The sequence below is a fragment of the Nocardia jiangxiensis NBRC 101359 genome (assembly GCF_000308615.1).
GTDB lineage: Bacteria > Actinomycetota > Actinomycetes > Mycobacteriales > Mycobacteriaceae > Nocardia > Nocardia jiangxiensis.
The window spans coordinates 275,565-298,888 of record NZ_BAGB01000027.1 but is presented as its reverse complement, the minus strand read 5'-3'; the positions used below and the strand labels follow the sequence as shown (position 1 = coordinate 298,888).

Annotated in this window: 12 protein-coding genes and 3 pseudogenes; 7 read left to right on the top strand and 8 right to left on the bottom strand. The window is 63.8% G+C overall.

The window, feature by feature from the left end; all coding sequences use genetic code 11:
* Positions 1-244: 244 nt before the first annotated feature.
* A complete protein-coding gene (locus tag ON40_RS09790; protein WP_040820711.1) occupies positions 245-592 on the top strand; it encodes a hypothetical protein in 348 nt (115 codons plus the stop codon).
* Between the two features lie 261 nt (positions 593-853).
* On the opposite strand, the gene ON40_RS09785 is transcribed toward ON40_RS09790, so the two are convergent.
* Positions 854-2,266 carry a short-chain fatty acyl-CoA regulator family protein gene (locus ON40_RS09785; RefSeq protein ID WP_040820709.1) on the bottom strand — a complete coding sequence of 471 codons (1,413 nt, stop codon included), beginning with the start codon at positions 2,264-2,266 and terminating at the stop codon, positions 854-856.
* A 773-nt stretch (positions 2,267-3,039) separates the two neighbouring features.
* Entirely contained in the window at positions 3,040-3,219 is a 180-nt protein-coding gene (locus ON40_RS51750; RefSeq protein WP_157186248.1) for a hypothetical protein, read from the bottom strand.
* An 87-nt stretch (positions 3,220-3,306) separates the two neighbouring features.
* Between ON40_RS51750 and ON40_RS09775 the strand changes: the two genes are divergently transcribed.
* Positions 3,307-6,720: a serine/threonine-protein kinase gene (locus ON40_RS09775; RefSeq protein ID WP_083895518.1), complete on the top strand. Its 3,414-nt coding sequence runs from the start codon at positions 3,307-3,309 to the stop codon at positions 6,718-6,720.
* Between the two features lie 564 nt (positions 6,721-7,284).
* Here ON40_RS09775 and ON40_RS55750 read toward each other — a convergent pair.
* Together ON40_RS55750 and ON40_RS09765 are read right to left on the bottom strand one after the other, a co-directional pair.
* Entirely contained in the window at positions 7,285-7,650 is a 366-nt protein-coding gene (locus ON40_RS55750; RefSeq protein WP_063712971.1) for an alpha/beta fold hydrolase, read from the bottom strand.
* Between the two features lie 392 nt (positions 7,651-8,042).
* Positions 8,043-9,410: an amidohydrolase family protein gene (locus ON40_RS09765; RefSeq protein ID WP_157186247.1), complete on the bottom strand. Its 1,368-nt coding sequence runs from the start codon at positions 9,408-9,410 to the stop codon at positions 8,043-8,045.
* Between the two features lie 1,269 nt (positions 9,411-10,679).
* Here ON40_RS09765 and ON40_RS09760 point away from each other — a divergent pair.
* Positions 10,680-11,543: pseudogene (locus ON40_RS09760) on the top strand (integrase core domain-containing protein).
* A gap of 383 nt (positions 11,544-11,926) precedes the next feature.
* Here ON40_RS09760 and ON40_RS09755 read toward each other — a convergent pair.
* Both ON40_RS09755 and ON40_RS51150 read right to left on the bottom strand, forming a co-directional pair.
* Entirely contained in the window at positions 11,927-12,331 is a 405-nt protein-coding gene (locus ON40_RS09755; protein ID WP_040820704.1) for a nuclear transport factor 2 family protein, read from the bottom strand.
* Between the two features lie 230 nt (positions 12,332-12,561).
* Positions 12,562-13,337: pseudogene (locus ON40_RS51150) on the bottom strand (IS5 family transposase).
* 397 nt (positions 13,338-13,734) lie between these two features.
* Here ON40_RS51150 and ON40_RS09745 point away from each other — a divergent pair.
* From ON40_RS09745 to ON40_RS09730, 4 genes and pseudogenes are all read left to right on the top strand, one after another.
* Positions 13,735-18,468, top strand: a pseudogene (locus ON40_RS09745) (cation-translocating P-type ATPase); the annotation flags it as partial.
* A 153-nt stretch (positions 18,469-18,621) separates the two neighbouring features.
* On the top strand, positions 18,622-18,990 hold the full coding sequence (locus tag ON40_RS09740; RefSeq protein WP_040820702.1) for a hypothetical protein: 369 nt from the start codon (positions 18,622-18,624) through the stop codon (positions 18,988-18,990).
* Positions 18,991-19,533: 543 nt separating this feature from the next.
* Positions 19,534-20,778: a COG4705 family protein gene (locus tag ON40_RS09735; RefSeq protein ID WP_373281881.1), complete on the top strand. Its 1,245-nt coding sequence runs from the start codon at positions 19,534-19,536 to the stop codon at positions 20,776-20,778.
* Positions 20,779-20,937: 159 nt separating this feature from the next.
* Complete coding sequence (locus ON40_RS09730) at positions 20,938-21,888, top strand: undecaprenyl-diphosphate phosphatase (RefSeq protein WP_040820698.1); 951 nt, start codon at positions 20,938-20,940, stop codon at positions 21,886-21,888.
* Between the two features lie 55 nt (positions 21,889-21,943).
* On the opposite strand, the gene ON40_RS09725 is transcribed toward ON40_RS09730, so the two are convergent.
* The gene (locus tag ON40_RS09725; RefSeq protein ID WP_051192897.1) at positions 21,944-22,426 is read right to left on the bottom strand and encodes a response regulator transcription factor; all 483 of its coding nucleotides are present in this window, start codon (positions 22,424-22,426) and stop codon (positions 21,944-21,946) included.
* 129 nt (positions 22,427-22,555) lie between these two features.
* Positions 22,556-23,218 (bottom strand): DedA family protein, encoded by a 663-nt coding sequence (locus ON40_RS09720; RefSeq protein ID WP_083895516.1) that lies wholly within the window; start codon positions 23,216-23,218, stop codon positions 22,556-22,558.
* Positions 23,219-23,324 lie beyond the last annotated feature (106 nt).

Sequence of the window (23,324 nt, the reverse complement as noted above, 5' to 3'; positions counted from 1 at the left end):
CCCACCTTCTGCCCCGCAAACACCGAGATCCACAGCATCCGGCTGTATGGGGCCTCGAACCTGCCGGTAATTGCACAAGCCGAGGTTCACGTCGAACCTGAAGGCCCACCGAATCAATCGATCGCCGACGCGCCACCTGCACGTCGCCTACCCCGATGTCAGCACCAACGACCACTAATGACTCTCCCTCCCCCAGAAGGCATTTTCGCGACCTCCCCGAACCAGGCGAAGGAAGGCGATCAAGATGGCTAGGCAACGCGCACTCGGCTACCTGAGATCCGATGTCAGCAGATACAAGCAGCGTTGGGACGAGTACCACATACGACATCACGCCCGCCTTATGGGGCTGGAACTCGGCAAGATCGTTGCCTTCAGCGACCGAACCTCGCATCCCATCGAAAAGCTGCTGAGAGCCGTAAAGGACTCCGGCGCAACGGCACTGGTTGTCCCTGGAGTCGAGCATTTCGACGAAGGACGGATGCCGCCCGAGATCTGTCAGATCACGGATATCTTCGCGGTAGATTCTCAGCGCACCTACCCTCGCCGGGATGCCGATGAAGAAGAAACGGACAGGAACGAGACGCAACAATGATCAGTTCGATCAGGCCGACAGCAAACATGACTGGGCCCTTGGACCACGTCATCAAGATCTCATCATAGGCGGTCGAGCTGCCAATCTTCCATGTGCTGTGGCGTTGCCTCCGGTCGACGCCACAGCATTGACCGTGCCCAACCCGGCGGTCACTGAACATCAGCCCAGTCTGATATGCGATACGATCTGCTGACCGTAAATCCTGAACAGAAGTGGACACGAACGCATCCGGTCAGCCTCACCTCCGACAACGGTAAAAGCCTATGCCCCATAGGGAACAGTAAGAGCTTGGTTGTCGTCGACGTGAACCGGCGCCCCAATCTGCGGGAACGCGCGTTGAGCGCAATCCCGACGATCGCAGACCTTGCACCCGGCACCGATGAGGACCGCGGTTCTCGGGTCATTGATCGGCAGACCGTGAGAATAGACGATCTTTTCAGCATAGGTCAGGTCACAGCCCAGGCCGACCGCAAAATCACGCTTGGGAGCCAAATAGCCCGGAGTGTTTTCATCAGTGGTTCGTGCGAGCCACAGGTAGGTGCGTCCGTCGGGCATCTGCGCAATCTGAGTGCGGATGCAGCCGGGGGCGGAGAATGCCTCGTGCACAACCCACAGTGGGCAACTCCCGCCAACTTGCGAGAAGTGAAAAGCAGTGGCGGACTGGCGTTTCGAGATGTTGCCAGCACGATCCGTGCGTACGAAGCAAAACGGCACTCCACGCTGCTCCGGACGCTGGAGGGTGGAGAGACGGTGGCAAACGGTTTCGAAACCCACTTCGAACTTCGCTGCCAGCAGCTCAATGTCGTAGCGTAGTGCCTCCGCATTCGCGTGGAACAGTGTGTAGGGCAAGACGAGAGCACCGGCGAAGTAGTTGGCGAGGCCAATGCGTAGCACGCCACGGGACAGATCAGGCATCCCCTCAGCAGAGTCGATCAGCCTGGCCATGGTCTCGGTCTGCGTGAGGAACGCGAGCTGAGCAGCTAGCTGGAACGCGCGCTGGCCGTGCGAGAGCCGACGGGCCAGAGTCAGTACCCGCGATTTCGGGTCGTAACGCCGTTTCGGCCCAGGCTTGAGCGGATCGTAGTTACGGATGACGACGGCAATGTCGTGCTGCTCTCTTAAGATCCGCGTGAGCTGCAGATCGAGGCCGCCGAGTGTCAACCGATTGCTGCCAAAAAGCTCTTCTGCTGCGGCGTCGAGCTCGGCTACGTGATTCCGCCGGTCATAGAAGTAGTCCCGCACATCCTCATACGGTCGAGCAATGGGCGATTCGGTTGCGGAACTGTCGGTCCCCTCCGACGCCCGCTCGAGCTGTTCAAGGGCCCCATGCGCACGCCGGTGCAGGCCGACGAGCATGCGGGCAGCGATTGGCATACGGGCTACCAAATCATCGATTTCCGCAGGACTGATCGCCGCCCCCTCCGGATCCTCAGCGAAGACGTCGTGAAGGTCAGCAATCAACCTGGCGTCAGTGTCACGTGCGAAGTAACACATGTCGAGCGCGAAGCTGGTGTTGAGCCGCAGCAGCACTTGCACTGTCAGTGGGCGCTGGTCGTGTTCGAGTTGGTTGACATAGCTGACTGAGATCCCTAGCGCCCGAGCCAGCCCCGACTGGGACAGACCTCGCTGCTCGCGCAGAGCTCGCAGGCGAGGGCCCGCATACATCTTCTGCATAACCGCCGGTACCTCCGTCTCATCAATGAACCGACCGACACCTTGCCATCCGCACAAGGGTGGTGTATATCTATCTACCAGAAATCTAGTATAAGTAGTCATGACAAGTGTAGCTAGCTCTACGACATGATGAGGGTTCAGCGAGGGCGGTACGCACCGGTTCGTGTTGTCAGCTCGGACACCCGACGTCCGTGCAGTCGAAAGGCAGGCCAATGGAGAAGCGTGCTGCCAGGGCGGCGCCCATCTCGGGCTTCAATACGACCGAAGCCAGTTCGACACCCATAGGCCATGCATCGATAAGGACTGTGATCGAGCTTTATGCGCTCACAATCTACGTATTTGTCGCCATCATCATCGCACTGACCTTCCCGGCCTGGCATGTCTTGGCGGCAGGGCTAGTACCTACGGTGGTCGGCTTCGTCTGCAGGCTAGCAGCCAGACTGGTGTATGGCCGGTCTGGCGCAAGTACATCTTCCGAGATCTCGGGCATGACTGTTCGACTTCGCCGGTCATTACTCCGTAACTCCAAACAGACCTATTGGATTCGACCTACCCCGAATCCAATGGTCGGGGTCCGACCACCCCTTTCGGACCCCGGTGAGACCGCCACCCAGCCGGCGGTAAGGGAATCCGGTGTCTTCGCGATTCACCGTCGTCGATGTCGACGACACCGGATTCCCCCATCTCGCAGGTAGTCGATAGTTGGTCTGTCCATGAACATATTCTCACGCACCCCCCGATGGTCCTCCAAGGACACGTCGACCACGAAGCACTCACATGTCGCCTCGTCGACACCGGATTGCCGCAAAGCAATCCACGCCCAGGGGGCAACGATCGACCTCAGCCGCTTCAGCTTGCTCGGACTGCTCGCGGTCGAATTCACTCCCCTGTTCGTCCATGTCGAGAGCGACTTCGACGCCGAAATCCACCGAAGACAGGTCGATGCCGGTCACGCCGACCAGCCTGGCCCTGCGAGGTGATCCATGGCTAGCCCCCTCGGCGTCACGGTCGACACCAGATCGCGTTAGCAGGATTGTGTCATGCCCAATACCGATGCCACACAAAGCGATACGCAGTGCGGTATTCCCGCGGAACTGGCGGCCGCCGGCTTCTTCGATGCGGAGCAGATCGGCCAGGGCGGTTTCGGGATCGTCTACCGATGTGTCGAGAGCTCTCTCGATCGAAATGTCGCCATCAAGGTCCTTACCGCAACTGTCGCTACCGAGGATCGCGAACGATTCGTGCGTGAACAGCATGCCCTCGGTCGGCTGTCGGGACATCCGAACATCGTTCAGATATTGCAGGCCGATGTCACCTCGCGTGGAATCCCGTACATCGTCATGCCGTTCCACTCTCGAGGCTCGTTGGAAGAGCGGCTACGTGAATCTGGCCCACTGTCCTGGAACGAAGTCGCGCGGATCGGTGAGCGTATCGCTGGGGCGTTAGCAGCCGCGCACAGGATCGGCATCATCCACCGTGACGTAAAACCCGCCAACATTCTCGTAGATGACTACGACGAACCCCAACTCGCCGACTTCGGTATCGCCCGGATCGGGGAGGGATTCGAAACCACCCGTGGCCACGTCGCAGGCACGCCTTCCTTCACTGCACCTGAACTACTGAGCGGCCAGCGCCCTAACGCAAAGTCGGACATCTACAGCCTCGGCGCAACGCTCTTCTGCTTGCTGACCGGGCACGCCGCCTTCGAACGCCGAACCGGCGAGAGCGTAGTCGCCCAGTTTCTCCGCATGCGCAACGACCCGATTCCAGATCTCAGAGAGACCGACATTCCAGTCACCGTAATCGAATCCATCGAATGGGCGATGGCGCTGAACCCTGAAGACCGGCCCGAGTCGGTGCAGATCTATCAAAAGCTACTCAGAAACACACTCACATCGGTCGGTTCCCGAGTCATAGTGACTCCGCTCGCCTCGCGCCCACCGATTTCGGGAAAAGCCCGTCGACACCGTTCGGTCACTCCCCCGCCGACAGCGGCCACCAGATTCCGTCCGCCAGTGTCGACCTCGCCCCCGGTAGTCCGCAAACGACTACTTCACGTACTCGAGACACACCGCGAACGCAGGCTCACCGTCATCCACGGCCCCGCTGGATTCGGCAAGAGCACCTTGGCGGTTCAGTGGGCACACACCTTGGAGGCCGACCACATTCCGGTTGCCTGGTTGACGGTCGACGCGGACGACAACGATGTTGTCTGGTTCTTGTCTCATCTCATCGAGGCTATCGAACGAGCGCGGCCAAACCTGGGGCAGCAGTTGGGAGGCGTCCTGGAGAAGCGGGCGTCATCTAATGCGGTCCGCTACGTTGTCACAACGCTCATCGATGGAATACACCATCGTGGTGAGCGCCTGGCTGTCGTCATCGACAACTGGCATCAAGTCACGGATCCACATGTCGTCCGCACTATGGAGTTCCTACTCGACCAGGCATGTCACCATCTTCAGGTCATCGTGACCAGCCGCAATACCGATGGGCTGCCTGTAGCGACAATGCGTGTGCGCGACGAGTTGAACGAGATCGATACCGAGGACCTCCGATTCGACGACGTCGAAACCGACACCTTCCTCGACACCCACGCGCTTCGGTTGCCAGCCGCCGACGTCGTCGGCCTCCGAGCCTCTACCGAAGGCTGGGCGGCCGCGCTCCAACTCGTTTCCCTGTCACTCCACAACTCCCTCGAACCAGCTCGCTCGATTACACAGTTCCCGACGATCAGTCGCACCCTCGATGACTACGTCGCAACGAATGTGCTCGGTCATCTCGACCCCCACATGCTCGACTTCCTGCTGGCAACGTCGATCTCCCGTCGAATCTGCGCCAGCCTGGCGGACGCTCTGATCGGCACATCGAATGGACAGGAAACTCTGGAGGAGATAGAACGGCTCGGGCTTTTCTTACAGCGAGATGAGGACCCGGAATGGTTCCGCTATCACAGGTTGTTCTGTGCCGTATTGGTACACAAGCTGTCTCGCCAGGAACCTCGTCGAGTCCAGGAGTTGCACCTACGAGCCTGCTCCTGGTACTCCGAACACGACATGCTCCTGGACGCGGTCGACCATGCGCTTGCAGTCCCGGATTGCGAACGAGCCGTGCAAGTTATCACCGCACATGGTCAGGATCTGCTTAGACAATCGAAGATGACGACCTTGCTTGGTCTCATCGAGAAACTCCCGTCGGCCTGTTCAACAGCGAACCCTCGCTTGCAGTTGTACGTGGCATGGGCGAACCTCGCGTTGCACCGACTATCGTCCACCTACACCGCGCTCGACCTCACTGAACTCATCCTCGAATCCCCGCGAGGCCTTGACGATCTGGAGATCGCAGACATGCGCGTCGAGATCGGCCTCATTCGGTCCTCGGCGAGCTTCTTCGCCGATCGGTACGAGTCGGTCCCCCAGGTCGTCGAAGAACGAATGGAAGATCAACTCGACCCCTTCCTTGCAGTCTCCGCAGCGAACGTTGCATCCATGGTCGCCCTATACGACTTCGATTTTGGCCAAGCTCGTCGTTGGCACCGATGGGCCGCTCCACGTCAACCACAGCAAAAGGGCCACATCGGGGTCGTGTACAGCTACTGTCTGTCCTCGCTTGCCGCGCTCGAACTACTCGATCTCGATGCCGCGGAGTCCGACCTGAGAACTGCGTTTGCTCTCGCACGATCGATTGGACCGCACTCGCACGGTGTCCGCCTGGCGTCTTCATTGCTGGGATACCTTCGCTATCTCGCCGACGACATCACCGGCGCGGCAGAACTCCTCGAGGAAGGTAGCGACTTTGGGCCGGAGGCGATGTCGATCGAGTTCATGCTTGCAGCTTATGGCGTCGGTAGCCGTGTCAAGGCGCTGAACAGTGATTTGATCGGCGCAGAAAGCCTGCTCTCCGAGGGCGCGAAGCTGGCCGAAACTCTGAACCTGCCGCGATTGTCGGCCCGTATTCTCAATGAACGCGTCCGACTGGGGCTCACGATAGATTCGGACGACAGGGCAGCACTGCTTCGGTCGCTGGATCCGGTAGACAACTGTGACACAGATGGTCTACGTGAGCTGACGCGAGAACTCGAACAGGAGACCGCGATTCGCATTCTCCTATCCGAAAAGAACTCTGCCGCAACAGAGACGGCATGTCGATACGCTGAAGGCCTGGCTGGCGCAATCGCCGGGCGAGAACGCCATCGAGCCAGTGTATCCGCTGAGCTTCTCTGGGCAGCAGCGCTTTTCGACAATCAACAACAAGCTCGTGCATGGGAAGTCGCTACCCCGGCGCTGGCTCGGTGCGCGGAGCTTCGCTTAGTCCGACTCGTCGCCGACGAGGGTCCCCTGCTGCGGAGGATGCTCGCCGAGGGCTACACCAGCCACACTGCACCCACAGCGGTTCCCCGCAGCTTCCTCCGAAATATCCTGGCCGTGAGGAGCATTCCGCCTCGGAACATCCGATGAGCTCGCCGAGGGCCGCCGTTCGACGAATTCCGCATCGGTGTCTCAGCCCCTTGGAAGCCGGGCGGAACGACAATCTGACATATCAGCGACTACGTCGAGCATCTCCGCGGAGTTCCGCACGACGTATATCACGAGCCCGTGTAAGTGTTTCGGGCCACGCCCCGTGTGGCCGTAGCGGTCCGATCGGCTTCGTGGTGGTTGCTTCGACCAGAAGCGCGGCGAGCTCCCGCGGTCGGCTGAGAAAGGGAGCATGCCCCGAGTCGATCGACAGCGGATCGACCCCGAGCCGCGCAATGAACTGCGCGGCCATCGCTGCCGGAACTGCTCTGTCCTTATCGCACCTGATAAAGCTCCGAGGCAAATCTGCCAACCAGAAGCGCAGGATGGACACCGGTTCAGTCAGGAAACCCACTGGCTGCGGGCACAGTTGCCGGTACGCTGACCGTGCGGTTACCTCGTCGCAGTCACTATAAAAGAACTTCCAAGCGCCGGGGAAATCAACGCATTCCATTCGACCCTGGGCATTTGGTCGCGTGAACGTCGAAATCCCGGTGTCATTGGTCATTACGTCCGTGACCTGTCCATTGCCCTCTTCACTCGTAGCGCCCCCGTGGCCTCCAGCAAAGTCCGTCCTTCGAGAGGCAAGCTTGCTGCCAGATACACCAGGTGCCGCAACAGCTCCGGAATCACATCGGCCGCAACTGTGATGTCATAACCACCGGAAGAGTGACCTACCAGGACATCACCAGGCTCGACTGCCTCTACGATCGCGTCCCTGCGATCGGAGAGCGTCGAACGCTGATCGCGCCGATCGCCATGCCCCGGGAGGTCGATGGCGATGGCATCGTGGCCGAGCTGACGAAGTTCCGAGATCGTCCGACCCCAGCACCACGCGCCATGGAACCCCCCGTGAACGAGCACGAACCTCATAACCGAACTCCTTTTGGTCGCTTGCACCTGCGGTGCCCAACGCTGTCCAAGGTCTCCATCAGACAAGTTGACTACCGGCCGACACAGAGAAGAACGTCGACGAGGTGTTTACGATTCGCCGGGATGGCTTCGCTGAACGCTACCCGAGTAGCCTGATCAAACAGATCGTTGTGCATGATCGTCCCACACACGCCATTCTCAAGATTTCCGACGATACTCAGCTATACATCGTGAGCAGCCACAGCCGAGTCGGTCTTGCCGGCGTACTGCTCGGATCAATAGTCAATGACTCCGCCCGCGAGGGACCGAATAAGCCCGCATTGCACACTTGCAAACGATGGTCGTCGGCACCGATCTGGTGTCGACGACCATCGGGTCAGCTGTTCCGTAGACTATCGCATACCGAGCGCAGCTTCGGTGTCCTTGAACACCACCTCGTTGAACTTCTCCTCCTCGAAGGAGACCTTCTTGTTGAGCCCATTTCGATTGTTGAAGTGCTCGATCAGCTGCGGGTCGACGGCATGAGCCATGCCAAGAAGCTCCGACGGCTTGGGGCAGTACTTCTGAGCAAGGTTCTCGAGGTAAACACGATCGAGGCCGTAGAAATTGATCGCATTGTCACCGAGAATGGCGCGGGCATCGGGCTCGGGCACGTCGTTGAGTACGACCCGCAGGAAGTCGAGCGTATTCGGCCAGGTGCTTTCCGCGTGCGGATAGTCGCTGCCGAACATCGTCTTCTCCAAGCCCACCCGGTGACGGACCTCGAGGTCGGACACCCGCATGAAGGTGGGCGTCACCGCGCAGTTGCGCTCCCAATATTCCCATGGTGTGCGCTTGAGGACACCGCCGGCCTCGTCGTTGATGCGAGTCAGCGCATCGAGTGTCGGCGGGACCCAGTGGCTGCGGATCTCGGCGAATACGACTCGAAGATCCGGGAAGCGATCGAAGACCCCCGCCCACATCATCTGCCAGAGCGGGCGTCGTTCGTCAAAAATCCCCTCGAAGATCTGCGCAAGCGCATCAGGGCCTTGCCCGGCCTTCTCCAACGCGGTCTTGATGCGAGTGAGCATGAAGCCCTGAGGCTTGCCACTCCCGGCGTGAAGATGGACCGCGACTCCAGTATCACTACATGCCTTGAAGAACGGGTCCCAAGAGCGATCGTAAATCGGCGGCAGATCGTCTGGAGCGCCTGCGAAACGAGCCGGATACACACCGACCATGCCCTGCTTGCCAGCCCACTTCACGGTTCGCGCGGCGGCATCCATGTCAGGCCACGGATAGGTCGACGGCACACCGATCAGTCGCTTGCGGTCCGCGCTGCAGAAATCGTCAAGAAAGCGGTTGTAGGCTGCGGTTCCCGCCGCGCGAAGTTCTTCGGACACGCGCCGAGTACCAGGGTCGGCCCAGGGGGTGATTGCCATAGGCCCACCCGGGTGAAGGATCTCCGCGACCAGACCGTCGCGCTCCATGACACGCAGCCGACGATGCGGGTCATAGAAGCCGGCCACGCCTCCCGAGCAGTAAACGCCCTCCTTGTCGATCACGTCGAGGACTTGCGGGCTCCAGGGGTAGCCAAGCTTACGAAACATCCCTTGGAAAACCAGATTGTCTTCGAGGTAGCTGTCGAAAGCGTCGCGATACTGCGGATCCAGATACGGGCGGTATTCCTCGGGCGGAAGTCCGACGTGCGAGTCCGCGGACATGATCGTGAACGGCTTCTCCGCCCCCTGATCCGCCGCTGCGGGTTTCTGATCTGACATTGAAATTTCTCCTCTCGACTGATCGTCCACCGAGTCCACCGAAGCCATACTTACGGCAGCACACCGAACTCAGTTCGAACTCGCAGTCAATTACGACGGAACCCAAACGCGTACAGGGAAGCACAGACAGGTCCCATTGATTGCATTGATTGAACGCGACAGAAGGGATGGCGCCCAATATGAGCACCGCCCGCACCCTACCAATACCTGTTATTGCAAGAACGCCATACAACTCCTTCAGTTCGCAGACTTAAAAGAAGAGGAGCATCCGATATCGATTTCTTGAGATACGGCAATGGATCAGGTCACCGAATCCTTTGCGACGCCGCCGCTCATGCTGTCGCAATGGTAAAGTTGTACGACTGTTTGCAGGCCTCAACAAAGCACATCCCGGTGCCATGGCCATGAAACCCTAATGCGTCGGCCACGACCGCTGACATTGTGTCTCCTCCTCTACCAAAGAACCCACCGGCGTGCCGTTACCTCCGGGGGCCGCCGATCGAACGAGCGAGCGAGCTGAACCGGCGGACCGCATGCCCGTCGTGCACCTGGACCGGCTTCGCCCATCCTGCCGACAATCGGTAGCTATGTCAAGCATCACTAGCCATCTCTACTAGAGATGGAGGGGTCTACACGGCTCTCGCGGCGCAATCGTTATCTCACGGTTGCCGAGCTCGAGTAGCACAGACCAGCTCGATCAGGATCGTCCCGTAGTGATGCCTACCTCGCCGAATGGCACATTATCCGCCCGCGCCACCGCACAACTCCGACGTCTTGCGCCCGAGCGCCGACTTCGCCGCTGTGCCGTGACATGTAGACCCGCCGCCCGATCGAGGTTCTGGAGGACCGGGCGGTGGAAGTTTTCACGGGTTGGTTGCGCCTCACCCGGGCGCGGAGATCGAGTACCGCGACGGGGCCGGGGTCTACGCCGAAGGCACTGCGGCGGGAGCGCCGGACCGCTGCAGCTCGCCGATCGCGGGCACACCTAGAGCAACCCTGGCGAGGCGGTCGAACGCACCCTGGCGCGCACCGCATCAGCTTGTCCGCCGCCACCACCGAGCCCCGAACCACAGGATCGGCCCGGTATCACCGAAGTCACCGCCGAAATACATTGTGGTCCAATCTCACCCGGTCAACGGCAGCATCCGTGCTGCGCTTGGTCGCGCTAGCTGTTGCGGGTCGTGACGTTGGTGACGCGGGCGTGGGTGGGGTGAGCTGAGGGCGGTTCTTTCGGCGGCAGGATGTGAAGCGCCAACACCACGTCCGCCACTGCCTGAAAGAACCGCCGTCTCTCACCGTAATGCCCCACTGACCATTGAAGGCCGTCACCGGCTCGTGCGACGCTGCCGTACCCACCCGATCGCGCATGTCGCTGCCGAGATGGGCATCTCACGCCAATGTGCGAGCAAGTGGGTCAACAGGTTTCGTCGGCACGGCGAGCTCGGTTTACTCGACCGGTCCAGCGCTCCGCATCGTTCACCGGCGGCCACCGGTGCCGGGGTGGTGGCCCGGATCGAGCAGTTGCGGCGGGCCCGTAAATGGTCCGCGCGCCGGATCGCCCTCGAGTTGGCCGCCGAGGGCGCCGGGGTGTCGGACACATCCCCGACGGCGGTGGCTGGCGGGTGCATGGGAAAGGCTCAGCTCAGCACAAGGCCACCCGGGCGGTGAACCGGCGCACCCGGCCCGGCCACATGTTCCTGCACTCTGCGGTCGACGGTTGTTCGCGCCTGGCCTACACCGAAGCCCTGCCCGACGAAAAAGCAGTCACCGCAATCGGTTTCACTTTCAGAGTCGGCGCGTTCTTCGCCGCGCACGGCATCACCCGGATCGAGCGGATCGTCACAGACAACGGCGCCTGCTACAAAGCCCGCGACTTCGCGAAAGCGCTGCTGGGCGCCCGTCACCAGCGGATCACCCCCTACACGCCCCGCCACAACGGGAAAGTCGAACGCTACAACCGGATCCTGGCCGAGGAATTCCTCTACGCCCACGAATGGATCTCGGATCTGCAACGCCAGCAGGCACTGCAAATCTGGAACATCCACTACAACTACCCATTCGGCCACCGGAAACCGGCCGCCAGCCAGTTGCCTGCCTACCGGCGTCACGAACGTCAAGACCTCATACAGTTAGACGACACGGCGGTGAAAATTCGCCGAGGCCGCGTCGCGGTCGGCAGCGAGATCGACGAGACGTTGCCGAAGTCCGCGAGCATCCGCATGGTCGATTTCCCGCGGAGAGCACTCTCGACACTTAGACCACGTCTTACATGGATGTTCTGTTCGGGTATAGGTTGCGGAGTTCGGGGTTGGTTTGCGGGGTGGTTGCAGAGTTCGGATATAGATTTCTTGTTCTGAAGACGTGGAAGGGTTCTGGCGGGCAGACCCGGTGCTCGAGCTGAGCCTGAGCGTGGTCTGCGGCGGTGCACCGTCGCCGCCGGTCTGGGAGTTCGAGCTGGCCTACGGGGTGAGAGGTCGACGGATACACCCAACCGCGAACATGGTCGAGCCGACCGGTCAGGCGCCTTTTGCCCAAGCCCAGGCCGTCAGCCGCCACTGTGTCCCCGCCTTGCCGAGCGCGACGGTGAAGAGCGCGCCGGTTTGCGTTACCTGCTTGCCCTGCAGATTGACCGTCATGGTGGCGGGAACAACGACATATGCGTGGTCGCCGGTGACGTCGACGTGCTGTGGCTCGCCGAGCGCAATGTGGTAGCTCGAGGCTCCGGCGTGCTCGCCCTCCCTGCGTACGTCCCTCCACCAGTCCTCGCTGGCTGTCGGTCCCTGCCACACATGCGGCGACATTCCGTCGAGTATCTGCATCGGATCAGCGCACAGCGCAGCCATCGCCTTCGAGTCACCGTTGTTGAAGGCATTGACGTATTGGAGCACCACCGTCATGGGCGGGTCGAGCGCGATGTCCATGCTCGGGACGGTAACTCGAGTTCCCCGTGCCGGGACGAATGACGATGTCGTGTCGTCGTTCGTTCGTCGAGACCGGCACCGAAGTCCCCCCACAATCGGCAAAGTAGGTGCGAACACTTCGGCAGTTTGAATCGTCCGCACAACGTTTCGGGTGCAGGTCAGCGACTCGACGCCCGCAAAGTTCGACCGGAACGGACAATGGATTTCTTCGCTTTCGCGACCTTCTTGAATCAGGTGAGCGCAGCAGCCAATGTCGGGAAGCCCAGGTAATGAATTCCCTTGCGGTCGTATCGGATATTGAGCCGGTGGTAGCCGGTCAGCCATGACACCGTCCGTTCGATCACCCACCTGTGGCGGCCGAGTCGTTCAGCGGACTCGATTCCCTCGCGGGCGATACGAACTGCCACACCCTCACCGACGCAGCCACAGTCACAACTCGGGCTGGTCATATGCTTTGTCGGCGTGCAACGTGCCCGGCCGGCGCCGTCGGGGGCCCAGCCGGGACCGCACCGCCGGAATCGCCATGACGAGGGCTTTCAACGCCCGCGAGTCGTGGACATTGGCAGCCGAAACCGCCACGGACAGAGCGATTCCCGCCCGATCGGACAAGATATGCTGCTTGGACCCCGGCTTGCCGCGGTCGGTCGGGTTCGGGCCGGTCAGATCGCCCCTTTTTCGCCCGGACACTCGCTGCGCCGGCCACCACTCGCGACCAGTCGATCAAGCCCTGGCCACCCAACTCATCGAGCACCGCCCGATGCAGCCGACGCCACACCCCGGCCTCGGTCCACACCGAGAACCGGCGATGCACCGTGGGCACGCTCACCCCGAACGAGGGTGGCAGCATCCACCATGCACAACCGCTGGTCAGCACATACACCACAGCTGTGAACACCGCCCGCTGGTCGGTCGGGACCACCCCGCCACCCTGCGGACGCGGCGTAAACTTCGGCAGCGGAGGCTCCACCAATTCCCACAACTCGTCCGGCACCAACCGCTGTGACAACGCATCCACCACGACCGAACATCATGCAACACAACTAAATTCAGCGCATACCGGACGAATCACATCCATGTGAGGCATGGTCTTAGCCTCGACCGAGACCCGATGCGTGCTCCAGCGGTTACGGACGTTCATCATGTCCGCATCTTCGCCTGCTCGTTCCACGCGCCACTGATGCAATGCGCTGTCGGCATTCCCGCGATTGCTGTGTCGGCCAGGACGGGAATGTGCTGGCTTCTGGGCTTCATGGCCGTGCGCGGTGTGGGGCTATTCGGATGGTGAATTCCGGGTCGGCATGGTTATTGCGGGCGCGCGTGATGATGTGCGCCTCAGCAACTTTTTTCGTCGCCCGCTTAGACTGAGTCGAAGTACATCGGCCGATTACCCGGGAGCCTGGGGCATGCGGAGCATTGGTTTCGGTGATTTTACGCGCAACGCTGTATCGGTAGCGTCGTTGGTTGGGCGCCTGGGGGCCGAGACGGTGGTGGCTGCGCAGGCGCTGGCGGGTCCGGTGGCCGGCCCGGTTCGCGCATCGGCGCGCGTCATGTTCGGCGGTCCGCAGGGAAGCGGCCAGGTCGATGCGGGCCGGTCGGTGGCGTGGCTGGCGGGACGCAGGCTGCATATCGATCTCGACCCGGTACTGCCATTTCCGGCGTGGGTGCAGTGGTCCGCGGCGTTGGAGCGTGCGGTTCAGGCGGTTCCAGGGGTGGTTTCGGTTCATGTGGAGGGGGTTCTCGGGCGGTTGGTGATCGAGCGGGAGGAGACTGCCGGCATCGATGAGATCCACCGGGTGATCCGCCGTGTCGCCGAGGCCGTACCCGAGGCCGTTGCGGGCGCGGGCAATCGGCCGATGAGGGCGGTGGTGCCGGCGGCTGATCCAGGGGATCCGCTGGCGTTGATCGTTCCGGCGGTGGCGGCGGGGATGGACGTGCTGGCGGTGACGGGAGCGGTTACCGGATGGCTGGGCAGGGTTCCTCGTGCACCGCGTGCCGCGCGGGCCGCTGTGGCGGTGATCAAGCATCAGCCCCGGGTGGTTGCCGTGCTGGAGGCTCGGCTCGGGCGCGTGGGTACCGATCTGCTGTTGAACGCGATCTCCGCGGCAACTCATGGGCTCGCTCAGGCACCGGGCAGCCCATTGTTGGATCTGATGCAGCGCACGGCGCAGATTTCCGAGGCGCTGGCTCATCGGCAGACCTGGCGAACGCGTGAGCCGGGCCTTGCCGATGCCGAGCGGCCGCAGTGCCCGGCGATGGCGGTGATCTCGACGGCGCAGGACTCCGACGGCCCGCGGCACAGTTGGGCGGTCGCTGCGGCCGGAGAGGCCTCGCATGTGGTCGTCGACTCGACCGTTGACGTGTCGGTCGATGCCGCCGCCTCGGCAGTGGTCGGCGTCGTCGAGGACTACGCCGACCAGTCCGCCAACGGTTCGCTCGTGGCGGCTGCGGGGGCTCTCCTGGCGGGTGGCACGGTCGACGATGTCGCCGATGCGGTGCTGGCCGGGGTTCCCAAGGCGGCGTATTTGGGCAGGGAATCGTTCGCGGCGGCCCTGGGCCGGGGGCTGGCCAAGGCGGGGCTCCTGGTCCTCGACCCGGGCGCGTTACGGCGTCTGGACCGGGTTCGGGTGGTCGTCATCGATGGCGCCGCGTTGCGTGGCGACACCCGCACGGTGCTCGATGTCCAGGTGCGCGTGCCGGGGTGGGATGACGAGCGGGTGTACGAGGTTGCCGATGCGCTGCTGCACGGTGAGAAGGCTCCACCGCCCGATCCTGACGAGTTGCCCGCCGAGAGTGCCGGTTTGGGCTGGCATCAGCGACCGGATGTCACCACACCGGCTCTGGGAGTCGAGTATGCCGACCTGCTGGTCGATGGGCGGGTGGTGGCCACCCTCGCGGTCGGCTGGGAACCGGACCCCTATTCGATTCCGTTGGTGGAGACGGCTCGTCGCAGCGGCGCGCGAGTGGTGTTGCGGCATGTGGGTGGCACCGAAGAATTGGCCGCATCGGTAGCGGCCGCATACGAGCCGGGCACTCCTCTGCTGGACATTGTGCGGGATTTACGGGACGACCGCGGCCCGGTCATGTTGATCTCTGCGCTGCACCCGGATTTCCTATCCATCGACACGCTGGCCGCGCTCGCTGTCGCCGATATCGGGCTGGCGTTGGACGATCCCGCGGCGGCGACGCCCTGGACCGCCGACATCATTGCCGGCACCGATCTGGTCGCGGCGGTGCGGGTACTCACGGCTCTGTCGGCTGCGCACCGAGCCACCGAATCCGCGGTGCGGTTGGCCAAGGCGGGTAGCACCCTGGCGGGATTGCTGCTGGTCACGGGAGAAACTGGTCGACGCGGTCGGCTCGGTCTGGGGCAATGGCTCAGCCCGGTCAACGCTGCGGGCGCGAGCGCCTGGATTTCCGGCGCGTGGGCGGCTCACCGGGTCATGAGGCTGCCGGACCCGCCACCTCAGCCGCTGACGGCGTGGCATGCCCTCGATCCCGAGATCGTGTATTCGCGAGTTTCCGGCGCCATGCCCTCATCGCTGCCGTCGGTGAGCTCGCAGTGGTACCGGGTGCTGTCCGAACTGTCGAAAACCGGTGCCGGAGAGTCTCTTCGACGCCCGGCCACACTGCTGGTCAGGCTGGCCGATGCCACCCGTCGTGAATTGCGCGATCCGCTCACTCCGATCCTGGCCGTCGGTGCGGCGGCGGCCGCGATCTTGGGCAGCAATATCGATGCGGTGCTGGTTGCCGGGGTGATGAGCGTGAACGCGATGGTGGGTGGCCTCCAGCGTCTGCGCGCCGAGAAGGCCACCGAGGCGCTGTTCGCCGAACAAGAACAGGCCGTGCGGCGGGTGGTGGTCCCCACGGTGGCGACCACGGCACGTCGGCTGCACGCAGCGCGTAACTCGGGGCGCGTCGCGGTTGTCCCGGCTACCCGATTGCACCCCGGCGACGTCCTGGATCTTCGCGCACCGGAGGTGATCCCGGCCGATGCTCGGTTGCTGGTCGCCGACGATCTGGAAGTCGACGAGTCGTCGCTGACCGGCGAGTCGGTTCCGGTGATCAAACAGGTCGAGGCGGTGGCCAACGACGCTACCGACCGAGCCAGCATGCTCTTCGAAGGCAGCACGATCATTGCCGGGCACGCTCGCGCCATTGTCGTGGCCACCGGGCCGGCCACCGCCTCGCACCGCGCCATCTCCTCGGTCTCCGATGCGGCTGTGGCCGTGGGGGTGCAGAACCGGCTGCGCGAGCTCACCGCCAAGGTCCTGCCGCTGACTTTGGCGGGGGGTGCCGCGGTGAGTGGTTTGTCGCTCGCGCGTCGGGGAACGCTGCGTCAGGCAGTGGCCGACGGGGTCGCGATCGCGGTAGCGGCGGTCCCGGAGGGGCTGCCGCTGGTGGCCACCCTCGCGCAGCTGGCCGCCGCCCGTCGCCTGTCCCGCCTCGGTGTGCTCGTCCGCACCCCACGCACACTCGAGGCCGTCGGACGAGTCGACACGGTCTGCTTCGACAAGACCGGAACATTGACACTGAATCGGCTCGCGGTCGTGACCGCAGTCCCACCCGGCTTCACCGCTGATCGCCCCTACCTGGAGATCACCGACCCCCGAGCCGCCGCGGTGGTGCGCTGTGCGGCACGGGCGTGTCCACGTCCGGAGAACGGTGAGGGGCACGCCCATGCCACTGACGAGGCGATCCTCACCGCCGCCGTACGCGTCGGCGAAGAAGGTCCCGAACCGATGACCGTCGCGGAGGTTCCCTTCGAATCCAGCCGCGGCTACTCCGCCTCGATCATCGCTTCTGCCGGCACCGAGTCGGCTTCGCATGCGCAGCTGGTCCTCAAAGGCGCGCCGGAGGTGGTGTTGCCGCGCTGCCGGTTCGACATCGGCGGCCACGACCGTGCCTCAGCCGAAGACCTTGTGCACCATTTGGCCGATCAGGGCCTGCGAGTGCTTGCTGTCGCACAGCGCACGACCGATGCTGTTCACGAGGAGGAGGTGAACGATCCGGATCTGATCGATGCACTGGCTACCGACCTGACCCTCGTCGGCTATGTCGGACTTGCCGACACCATCCGCGACTCGGCGCGCCCGCTGCTCGAACAGCTGGTGGCGGCGCGCCGTAACACTGCGCTGATCACCGGCGACCATCCGGTCACCGCTCGGGCAATCGCACGCCAGCTCGGCTTTCCCGCCGACGCGCGCGTGGTCACCGGCACCGAACTCGCAGACGCCGACGAGGATGCCCGCTCGACACTCGCCGGCTCGGCCCAGGTTTTCGCTCGGGTCAGCCCCGAACAGAAGGTGCAGGTGGTCTCCGCGCTGCAACGGTCCGGCCGCGTCGTCGCCATGGTCGGCGACGGAGCCAACGATGCCGCAGCGATCCGCATGGCCGATGTCGGGGTCGGAGTGACCGGGCGTGGGTCCTCGCCCGCACGAGAAGCCGCCGATCTCGTGGTGACCGGCGAAAACCTCACTGTCCTGTTGGATGCCCTCGTCGAAGGCCGGAACATGTGGGCCAGCGTCCGTGATGCCCTCACACTGCTGCTCGGCGGGAATGCCGGCGAGGTCGCGTTCACCATCCTCGGCACCGCACTCGGTCGCGGTGGCGCTCCGATCAGCACCCGCCAACTCCTGCTGGTCAACCTGCTCACCGACATGTTCCCCGCGCTCGCCATCGCGGTCTCGCCACCGGGGCGCGCCGATGACGCGGACCCCACCGCAGCCGACGGCGCCTCCACCGCTGCGGTGTCGGTGCTGTCGGCCCCGGCTCCCTCGCTCGAACGACCACTGATCCAGGCCATCGCCCGCCGAGGAGCCGCCACCGCGGCTGCGGCCACCGCCGCCTGGGCGATCGGGCAGTGGACGCCGGGCACCCGGCGGCGCTCTGCCACAATGGGATTGACCGCTCTGGTCGGCGCCCAACTTGCCCAGACCCTGGTCTTGCGCCAGGAAAGCACGCTCGTGATGGCCACCGCCGTCGGCAGCGCTGCGGTGCTCGTGGCGATCGTCGAGACTCCCGGAGTCAGCCATTTCTTCGGCTGCACCCCACTGGGACCATTGGCCTGGGGCGGAGTGCTCACCGCCGTCACCGCCACCACCGCTGTAGTGGTATTCGCACCGGCCTGGTTCACTCGACGAACCGACGCGTTGATCGAACGAGCCGAACGCTTGCCGACCATCTCACCCGTGCGCGACCATGAACAAACCACTCACTTCGCACCACCGGATCCGGTTCATGCCGGTGGTGACATAAACCGGTAGTTCTCACACACGGACAGGACCACAACCATGCCTTCCCGCAGTAGAACCACCAGCAACGACCGGCCCGCCTCGGCGCCTGAACCCGAATCCCTTCCAGCATCGGCCGAACGTCCCGCCGCGCCCGCCGCGACGATCAACCTGCCCTACCTCAGCGCCGAAGTAGCAATTCCCGGCCCTGGCATCCGGATCAAGGCAGGACCGGTCAACCTCGCCATCCCCACCCGCTACCTCTACTACGGAGGATTGGGCGCACTCACCATCGCCGGTACCGTCGAGTGGCCCATCACCGGCGCACTCGCAGCGACAGGGCTCATCATCAACCGCATGCGCAAACCCGCCCCCGCACAACCCGACACCGCCCCTGCCGGAGCACAGAAGAAGCCATCCCACCAATAGAACAACAGCTGTATCCGCCGCGCCGCACCGGCAAAGCGGCACGCCCACCGGTTGGGCTCGTGCCCGACCGGGATCGAGTCCGAGTATCCCAGGGCTGCTTTCTCGTCGGCTGCACCAGCAGTCTTGGTGTGGCCCTCCCGGGGGGCCCGCGTCCCGCGGGGTGCCTGCCGGGTGCCTGGGCCGACCGCGCCAACGCCGGCGACCGAGCGACCGGGCCGACGCCATCCGCTCACGACGCGGCTCTGCCACTGCTGTTCGCCGGCGGCATGACCCTGTTCGACACGGCGACGGACATTTGCATGAACGTAGTTTTGTGCCTCGGGGCGCCACTCGCCGTACTCAATTCGGTGAATCCACGTTCTCCGGGAATGTCGGAACGCCAATAATCCGACACTCCCCGTTCTCTCCCCCCATAATCTGTCGTCTCATGAGGCAGTCTGTCCTGATTGACCTACCGGGTAATGTGCACGAGTCGTGTCGTGATCTGACATGGTCGATATTTCTCAGCGTCGCCACAGCGAGCTGTCACTACGGTCGCGGTCTGTGACAGAGATGACGGGAGCCGAGGCCCGTACGACCCGGCAGATGTTGAGCAAGGTGCCCGAGGTCACGGTGTGGTTCTGGGTCATCAAGATTCTGTGCACCACTGTGGGGGAAACCGTCGCGGACTGGATCAACAGTTCGCTGGGTTTCGGCCTGGTCGTCACGGCCGTGCTGTTCACGGTGGTATTGGCCGCGGTGCTGGGCTGGCAGCTGCGCCTGAATCGGTATGTGCCGTTCGTGTACTGGCTGACGGTCGTGGTGGTCAGTGTGGCCGGCACCCTGTACACCGATATCCTCACCGACAAGCTTTCGGTGCCGCTGGCGGTGAGCACCAGCGTTTTCGCCGTGGTGTTGGCGGTGGTGTTCGGCATCTGGTACTCCCGTGAGGGCACGCTGTCGATCCATTCCATCGTCACGCTGCCGCGCGAGTTGTTCTACTGGCTGGCGATTCTGGTTACCTTCGCGCTGGGGACCGCGGCCGGTGACTGGACGTTGTCGTTGACCGGCTGGGGACCGGGAACCTCGGTGCTGTTGCCGGCCGGGTTGATCCTCGCGGTCGTCGTGGGTTGGCGGCTGGGGGCGAATGCGGTGCTGTCGTTCTGGTTGGCCTACATCCTGACCCGTCCGCTGGGGGCGAACCTCGGTGACTGGTTCGCCTCCCCACGAGCCGATCACGGGCTCGGTGTGGGTACCGCCATCACCAGCGTCATCTTCCTGGCCACAATCCTCGTCGTGGTCGTCTACCTCACGCGTTCGCGCCGCGACGTGATCGACGGTCCACAGCGGCAAACGCCGGCCTCGGCTACCAACCCGGCCCGCGAGGGCCTCATGCTCGGCTACTACGCGGTCGTCGCCGTGGCCGCGGGTGCTCTACTGGTGTGGACGTCCGCGCAGCCGCACGCCTCCGCGAGTGACGAGCCGGCCGCCGCGCCGACCGCCGCGACACTGGCCCCGGGCGAAGTGGCAGCAAAGTTCCCGGCGGCGGAGATTACCAAGTTCCGGACCATCGCCCAGGACACCGTGTCGAAGGTGCAAGCCGGTCAGCAGAAGGAAGCGACCGCACAGATCAAGGACCTCGAGACGGCGTGGGATCAGGACCAGGACACGTTGCAGCCGATGGACAACTCCGGCTGGAGTGTGCTCGACGGCAAGATCGACATCGTACTCGAGGCGCTGCGCGCGAAGACACCAGATCCCGGGGCTGAAACCCAGGCCCTGACGAATCTTCTTGCCGCACTGCGCTGATCCAGCGCACGACACTCTCAGCCCGGCATAGCGAGGGCAGCCTGTTCGCGTGCCGGACTCGCCGTGCTCGGAACGCCGAAGCACACCCCACTCGATTCATCTTTGGGCCCGGACCTACCGCTGTCCGGGCCCACCGCGATCCTCGACAGGAGAACGCCTATGGCCATCACGTATCTGGAATCGATCGTTGTCGGAGCATTGCAGGGAGTCAGCGAGCTCTTCCCGGTCTCCAGCCTCGGTCACAGCATCCTGCTGCCGGCCTGGATCGGCGGACAATGGGCCACCGACCTCGACATGTCCACGAAAGGCTCACCGTATCTGGCGATCCTGGTAGCCATGCACGTCGCCACCGCACTCGCACTGGTGGTGTTCTTCCGTCGTGACTGGATGCGCGTCATTGCCGGGCTCTGGGATGTGTTGCGCACCAGACAGATTCGTACTCCCGAGGCACGATTGGGTGTGCTGCTGGTGCTCGCCACCATCCCCGTCGGCCTGGCCGGACTAGCGCTGGAGAAAATGGTCCGCAACTACCTCGGCACCCCCATTCCGACCTCGATATTCCTGGCGCTCAACGGCGTGGTGCTGGGGTCGGTCGAACTGCTGCGCCACCGCGACGCCAAACGCCACGCCGTGCTGACCCCCAGCGGGCACGGAGCCGACCTGTCCGCTCAGGACACCACCGTGCTGCCTGTCGCGTACTCGGAGAGGGCCACGGATGCACGGCTCTCGCGCCTGAGCATCGCCGACGCACTCATCATCGGATCAGCCCAGATCGCAGCGCTTTTCCCAGGCGTGAGCCGCTCGGGGGCCACCATCACGGCGGGCTTGTTGAAGGGAATGCGCCACGAGGACGCGGCCCGCTTCGCGTTCCTGCTGGCCACCCCGGTCATCCTCGCCGCCGGTGTATTGAAGACACCCGAATTGTTCGCTCCGGAGAACCACTCCGTCCTCGGCCCGGCGCTGGCCGGGGCCCTCGCCGCCGGCCTGCTGGCCTACGTCTCGGTCAAGTTCCTGGTCACCTACTTCGAAACCAAGACCTTGACCCCATTCGCCGTCTACTGCCTGGTCGTCGGGATCGGCAGCGCAGTGTATTTCACCGTGCGCGGCTGATACCCCGCCGACCATCGACCCGCCACGTTCGTGCACCGGCACGTGGTGGGCGTCGTCAGGACTGCGATTCGAACCGGTAGCCGCGGCCTCGGACGATTGTGATCCGGTAGGGGTCCTCACCATATTCGGCGAGTCGGTGGTGCAGGGCCGAGACGTGGACATCCAGGGTTTCGGTCGGTTCGTACCAGTGCTCGTCCCACATCGTCGTGATGAGCGTGTCGCGGGTGACCACGTGGCTGGCGTGTTCGACCAGCAGGTGCAGCACGTCGAATTCCTTGGGCCGCAACACGAGCGACCCAGGCGCGGTGGGCGTGTGGATCGATGCGCAGCGGCCGGTGGTGAGGACGGGGGCGCCGAGGGCCGTGGAGCGGCGGCGCAGATGCGCCCGCAGCCGGGCGAGCAGCTCGGTGAGCCGGAACGATTTGGTCACGTAGTCGTCGGCGCCCGCGTTCAAGGCCTCGACCACTTCGAATTCCTGGGTGCGAGCGGTCGATACGACGATGACCGTGACACGCAGCGCGACACGAGGGTCCGGCACAGCGCTACCCCGTCGCGGTCGGGCAGCCCCAGGTCCAGCAGGACCAGGTCGGGATTGTGTTGCGGCGCAAGTTGTTCTGCCGCGGTCCTGGCCCAGTCCACGGTGAACCCGTACACGGCGAGCACCTGCTCAATCTGTTGCAGAGCCCTGGGCTGTGGCCCCGAACTCGGGATTCGCCGACTGGTCGATACCGGTGGCCCTTCGGCGTCGGCGCCGCAGGACGACGGCGACGGCGACGGCGATCGCGATCGCGGCCAGCGCGGCGATGAGGTAACTCGGCCCGCGCAGGGTGTCTTCCAGATGCTGCCAATTGGCGCCGACACCGTAGCCCGCGATGGCCAGGGCCGCGGTCCACGGCAGACAGCCCGCGAGGGTGTAGACCCCGAACCGGAGGGCGGACATGCCGGCGATCCCGGCGGGCAACGAGATGAAGGTCCGGATGCCGGGCAGCAGCCGCGCCCAGAACACCGACGCCGCACCGCGGCGCACGAACCAGTCCTGAGCGCGGTCGATGTCCTCGGCGCGCAGGAAAATGTAGCGGCCCCACCGGTGCAGGGCGGGGCGGCCGCCGTAGCGGCCGGCCAGCCATGCCACGTAGCTGCCCGCCACATTGCCCGCGGTGCCGGCTGCGATGACCGCGACCAGATTCGGGTGCGGCCCACTCACCGCTCCGGCGGCCAAAGCCCCACCCAGCAGCATCGTCACCTCGGACGGAATCGGTATACACGCCGACTCGGCGGCCATGAGCAACAGGATCGCGGCGAGGCCATAGCTGAGGATCAGATGTTGCATAACCGGCCATCCCAGCGGTGGAAACTCGATATCACCAGGCCACCCTGGCAGGAAGGTGCTGAGAACACGCTGAGACCGGCACCGTGCTCCGGGCAGCCGTGGATGA